Source organism: Psychrobacillus sp. (assembly GCF_056205495.1).
Genome location: NZ_JBAEAP010000605.1, coordinates 1 through 5094, shown reverse-complemented (window position 1 = coordinate 5094; position 5094 = coordinate 1). Strand labels below are relative to the sequence as shown.

General features: G+C 34.2%; 8 protein-coding genes. 5 read left to right on the top strand and 3 right to left on the bottom strand.

Features of this window, described 5'->3' with window-relative positions:
- Nucleotides 1-679 precede the first annotated feature (679 nt).
- From AC06OU_RS17280 to AC06OU_RS17270, 3 genes are read left to right on the top strand one after another with little or no spacing between them, the layout of a single operon-like run.
- Complete coding sequence (locus AC06OU_RS17280) at nt 680-895, top strand: hypothetical protein (RefSeq protein WP_298467558.1); 216 nt, start codon at nt 680-682, stop codon at nt 893-895.
- A complete protein-coding gene (locus AC06OU_RS17275) occupies nt 895-1077 on the top strand; it encodes a hypothetical protein (protein ID WP_475857418.1) in 183 nt (60 codons plus the stop codon). Before AC06OU_RS17280 ends, AC06OU_RS17275 begins: the two co-directional genes overlap by 1 nt.
- Nucleotides 1078-1099: 22 nt before the next feature.
- A complete protein-coding gene (locus AC06OU_RS17270) occupies nt 1100-1243 on the top strand; it encodes a hypothetical protein (RefSeq protein ID WP_475857417.1) in 144 nt (47 codons plus the stop codon).
- Nucleotides 1244-1349: 106 nt separating this feature from the next.
- On the opposite strand, the gene AC06OU_RS17265 is transcribed toward AC06OU_RS17270, so the two are convergent.
- Nucleotides 1350-2105 (bottom strand): class I SAM-dependent methyltransferase, encoded by a 756-nt coding sequence (locus AC06OU_RS17265; protein ID WP_475857414.1) that lies wholly within the window; start codon nt 2103-2105, stop codon nt 1350-1352.
- A gap of 66 nt (nt 2106-2171) precedes the next feature.
- A complete protein-coding gene (locus AC06OU_RS17260; RefSeq protein ID WP_475857412.1) occupies nt 2172-3008 on the bottom strand; it encodes an alpha/beta fold hydrolase in 837 nt (278 codons plus the stop codon).
- 387 nt (nt 3009-3395) lie between these two features.
- Between AC06OU_RS17260 and AC06OU_RS17255 the strand changes: the two genes are divergently transcribed.
- Together AC06OU_RS17255 and AC06OU_RS17250 are read left to right on the top strand one after the other, a co-directional pair.
- Nucleotides 3396-3770, top strand: coding sequence for a hypothetical protein (locus tag AC06OU_RS17255; RefSeq protein WP_475857411.1), 375 nt, complete (start codon nt 3396-3398; stop codon nt 3768-3770).
- Nucleotides 3771-3866: 96 nt separating this feature from the next.
- Nucleotides 3867-4082, top strand: a complete 216-nt coding sequence (locus tag AC06OU_RS17250) for a hypothetical protein (protein WP_475857409.1) — start codon at nt 3867-3869, stop codon at nt 4080-4082.
- Nucleotides 4083-4319: 237 nt separating this feature from the next.
- On the opposite strand, the gene AC06OU_RS17245 is transcribed toward AC06OU_RS17250, so the two are convergent.
- On the bottom strand, nt 4320-5094 hold a 775-nt coding region (locus AC06OU_RS17245; RefSeq protein WP_475857407.1), incomplete at its 5' end, for an MFS transporter.

Below are 5094 nucleotides of genomic sequence, written 5' to 3'. Positions count from 1 at the left end.
CCCTTTCCATTTCGAACAGGTTGCTCATATAGGATTCGAAAATGTCGTCGCAGATGTGCTCGTTTTCCTTGAGTTTGTCACAGAGGGAATCCACAACCTTGACGTCATTTCTCATAGTTTCGAAATGCAGGGTTATTTCCTTTACTATCTAAGGCAAAAACGACATTTCAGTTAAAAAGGCTAGCGCAAGATATGCTAATTTACCTAAAATTAATTGTTGAAGTAGGATTATTTTTTTATGTGTAAAGTAGAATTGGTTTCCGCTCATATCTCGGACGCTTTCCGTGGGGTGAGCGATAAGCCATCACCCATCGCTAACGCGCGTGGTTGTGATGTCTTATCTGTCTCCCTCATCCTACTGGAGTCGCCGCCTGCCGCTACAATCAATAAATAAAAAAATTACTCATTTATAAATGAATACAAAAGTAAAATTTAAAACACTAGTGAGTACGTATTGCCTAATTTATCGCTCATTTAGCTATATATGGATTACAATAATTATTTGAAGCATGTGGATTGTCACATATGCAGTGTCCAACTTTTTTCCAAGTATTGACTATTTATCTTGATACTGGGTAATATATAAGTAAGAAAAGGTTATTTTTAATTCTTACAGCATATACTTTGTATAATAAATATGAAGGATGTGCTGTAAATGAGGAAAAGGAGGGAAAAGAAGATGATTAAATTAGCGAGAGTTCCATCTTCGAGAAGAGTTAAACTAGGTCGTCAAAATAGAAAAATAAGTTTAGAAATGAAAAATGAATTACTTTCCAATCAAATAGCTCAAATAAAATTTAAAAATAATACAGAAGTACTTAAAGTAAATAAAGCAGGAGTAATTACTAATTTTGACTATAATAATCCGAATCATAAGAGGTGGCTAGAAGATTAATGAAAGCAGGGGATATCTACGATGTTGTTTTTCCATTTAAACCACCACTTCCTGCAGACGGTTCTTTTGCAAAAGGTCGACCGGCATTAATTATTTCAGTTTCTCAAGATGGTACTGCTTTAGCCCTTATGGTAAAGATTACTGGTACCGCTCCAACTAATAGGTATCCTAATCGCATTTAAAATTACATATTGGCAAGAAGCTATGCTCGACAAACCATCCTATGCAGAAATAGATTCTGAAGAATATTTTAATCTTGAAGATGCGGAAACTTATCGCGGAACATTAAATTCAATAGATTTAAATCATATTTTAATGGCTTATGTGAAATTAAATGCAGGCACATGATTTGCTAGATAATCATATTCATAGAGAAATAGTGCATTCATTCTGGATTATATTGTTTATTAAATGAATATAATTTAATGACAATTTTCTTGTTAAATATTCTTATTCACCCGTTTTTTGCCACTAATATAAAGCGATGTTGTAGACTTTCTATATATCCTTGACTTTCCCTCATTTTCTCTAATTCTATTAGTCGTTCCAGACAGGAGTCGACTGTAAATCCTGGAAATTCCCAATCTATAATTTTTGCATAGTACACGATTGCTCCGACATCCCTAAACTTCAACGAAGGATATGATTCGTTTTTATATAGAAGAGAAAATCCTTCAGCTATAAACTTTTGGGCTTCGTTCTCGAGAGAAAAATTAGGATATAGAGACTTGAAGTTAGGGATTAAATTGTTAGAAAGCCACTCATTATCCCTTCCCCCTACCTGCTGGGTTATAAAGATGCCTTCTTTTTTAAGAACTCTTCGAACTTCCTTCAAATTATAGGATTCATGGCGATTAATAATAACATCAAAGGTTTGGTCCTCAAAAGGTAATAGATTGTCATCAAACACCTGCTTAACACGTATCCCTAATGGCTCCAAAGTCTCCTTGCATAAATTTATATTGGGCTCCCACCCTTCTGTAATGAATGTATTTTCATAGGGATGACCTAAGGTGAGCAGGAATTCACCTCCACCTGTTCCCATATCTAGAAGAGAATGCTCATTAGATAAGTATTGATCTATAATTTTTCGATAATCCCATGGTGTCGCTTGCTCTTCCCAACGGTTTTTTAAATGAGAAAAATCCCATCCTTTAAAGCTTTTCGCTTCTTCCATTAGCCACTCTTCTTTTAGTCTTATTATATTCATCTAGACCATACTCCTAAATTTATTTGCTAATAAAAATGTCTTATGATATTTCAAGTGGAGAGCTATCTAATCAAGTGTTTGGATCACGAATTTATGAAATTTTTCTGCTTCCTCAGAATATGGAAAGTGATTACTTTCGTTAAAAGAAACAAACGTTGAATTAGGCAATAATTGAGCTATCTCTTCTCCATACTTGTATGGACATTGTGTATCAAATCTACCAGCATAAATGTACGCAGGTATAGAGACACTTTTCAATTCTTCTCGAATATCATATGTAGCACATTCTACTTTTCTAAAATAATCAAGCCTTGGTCCCACTGTCTTTCCACTGTTAGGTGTCTTTAAGGCTTCCTTTAAGTTCTCCTCTTTATGATAAGACATCAAAGTCCATTCATAGCTTATGTTTTGGCGAATTTCGATTGGAGTTTGTACATCGTTTAGTAAATCCATTATTTCTATTATTCTTTTAAAATTAGGGTTTTGTTGATTATAAATACTTTCTTCATCCTGACTATAAGCAACACTAGCAGAAGCTCCACCTGCTACTATTTTGTCTAATGACTTCTGAGCTAATGTAGCATATTTTAAAGCAAGCATGCCCCCTGTGGAATGTCCACCAAATGCCCATGTATCTATATTCAAGGCTATCCGTATTGCCTCTAAATCTAATACCGATTCATCCATGCTATATTCCGATTCCTCTTTAGCCTGTACGGAATTTCCGGCGCCTCTAAGGTTTATCAAATAGACATGGTAATGGTCTGTAAAACGATTTGCAAAATGATTTCCTCGACTATCAAACGCACTATAAAGGTGAGTAATAGCCATAGGTGGTCCAGATCCTTTCTCAAATAATTCAAATGTACCTCTAGTCGTCTCAATAAAACCTTGCGTCCACATACAATGCCCCCTATTTTCGATACTGCTAATATCCTACTTTTGTAAATCATACATTTCAGCCTTCTACCAAAGCTATATAAGAATAGCCATAAAAAGAAATATCAAAATGACTATGATGCAAAATTAATTCAAGGTATACACTCTTATGGAAGATCCTATATTAGTATTCCATATCAGAATAGTTAACTCCTTTAAATTGATATAACTACGTAAAAACGTGAACAATTCTTTGAATTGTAAATTAGAATTGATAGGCTATATTATAACGAGTGGACTAATTTTTACGATTGAACGTTTAACCACATTTGTTGATTGGTCGGCGACGCTGGTTAGTTTAATAAATATAAATGAAACTTTAACTGGAAATGAACGACTTATTAGGAAAAGGTGGAAAAGCGTATTAGAATAAAATACTTTTTCTTTTCATTAATAGCTATAGCTTTCTTATCGGGTTGCACTAACGATTCATCAGCTATTAGTAACAATTCACCGGCGAAAGAAAATACTAAAGAGCCCAAAATTAGCGAACCTACTCCACTGCAATGGATAAATTATGGTGGTGAGAAGTATGTTTTTAAAAGGATTATTCCTAAAGATGAAGTAGATATGAGTCAAATTGTCTCAACAAACACATTAACAGCATTAGGAGATGGTGCTGAATCTGGGAATGAAATTTTTCTTTATAAGAAAGACGGTAGTTTATTCATAATAGATAACACAGGACCTACTGACCAATGGGTTAATTTCACTAAAAATAATTAAAAGGAGCTACGTACGAAGTGATTTACTTCGAGAAGGAAATATTTATTTGGAATCTATTCATGTTGACTTACGTATATAGTCCGAGGAGGAATATTTTTGAAAAACACAAAGTTAAGAATCACATGGATTATTCCTAATGTACTTTGTTACTTGATGCTTTCTGGAATATCCATTTGGATAGTGGCAAACAGCGAAGGCTTAAAAGAAATCAATAGTTTATCACTTTTCGTTATATTTATGCTCTTACTTTTCATAGTATCAGTTTTCGGAAGTTTCCGAATTTGGACATGGATAAAAGAAGGTAAAATATAAAAAATTCTTATTTAAGCTAGAGGGTGCGGTAATCAAAAATAATTTTAAAGTAAAACGAGCCAGGAAAAATATCCTAGCTCATTTTTTATGTGTATTTAAAATCAACCTTTACCTTTAATATCGCCAAATGATATTAGCTTAGATTCCGATCTTCCCCGTTGGATGAAATACATCTCACAAAAAAAGAAGTATTGCTAAACGTTTCCGTTGCAATACCTCTCCATATTTTTAAAAATTTTACAGACTAGTTCCCCATTGTTTATCCTTCCAATATAGTGTGATCACAAGTCCGACCAACATAACAAGTCCGGCAAACAGGTACGGATAGTGAATATTCACATCGAAAAGAATACCTCCGAGAGCTGGTCCAACAATATTACCTAGACTAGTATAGGTGGAATTCATCCCCGCTACAAACCCTTGCTCTTTTCCACCTGCTCTTGATAAGAATGTCGTTAATGCAGGACGCAGTAAGTCAAATGCTAGAAAAATAAAACTAGTGACTAATAGTACCATGAGGAAGTTTGTAACCATTGTAGAAACAAACGCTAATAAGACCCCAACTATTAAACAGATTTGTATTAGCTTTTTTTCCCCTAGCCAATCGACAAGCTTGCCAAACATAAATATTTGCACGACTACACCGAATATAGAGCTGATAGTTATTATGAGAGCAATGTCCTTTGGAGTGAAGCCAAATTTATGATCAGAAAATAAACTGAACACAGTTTCGTAGGCAGACAATCCGAATGCTAACACAAATATAATAATGAAGGCTATCAAGTACATTGGTTTAAATGATTTTTTCAAATCGCCTATAAAATTGGTTTGCTTACTATTAGCGGATATTTCTGCAAGCTCTTCTTTAGAGAGTGGTTCCTTTAGGATAAATAAAGAGGTGATACAAGCAATAAATGCTATACCTGCTGCAAAGTAAAAAGGTACTCTTATGCCAAATTCAGCTAAAAATCCTCCGATTCCTGGTCCAATGATAAAACCAGTACTAATGGCT

What these genes read in the sequence shown, in the direction of transcription:
- AC06OU_RS17265 (WP_475857414.1), bottom strand. Translation starts at nt 2,105, where the DNA reads ATGAATATAATAAGACTAAAAGAAGAGTGGCTAATGGAAGAAGCGAAA.
- AC06OU_RS17280 (WP_298467558.1), top strand. Translation starts at nt 680, where the DNA reads ATGATTAAATTAGCGAGAGTTCCATCTTCGAGAAGAGTTAAACTAGGT.
- AC06OU_RS17260 (WP_475857412.1), bottom strand. Translation starts at nt 3,008, where the DNA reads ATGTGGACGCAAGGTTTTATTGAGACGACTAGAGGTACATTTGAATTA.
- AC06OU_RS17270 (WP_475857417.1), top strand. Translation starts at nt 1,100, where the DNA reads ATGCTCGACAAACCATCCTATGCAGAAATAGATTCTGAAGAATATTTT.
- AC06OU_RS17275 (WP_475857418.1), top strand. Translation starts at nt 895, where the DNA reads ATGAAAGCAGGGGATATCTACGATGTTGTTTTTCCATTTAAACCACCA.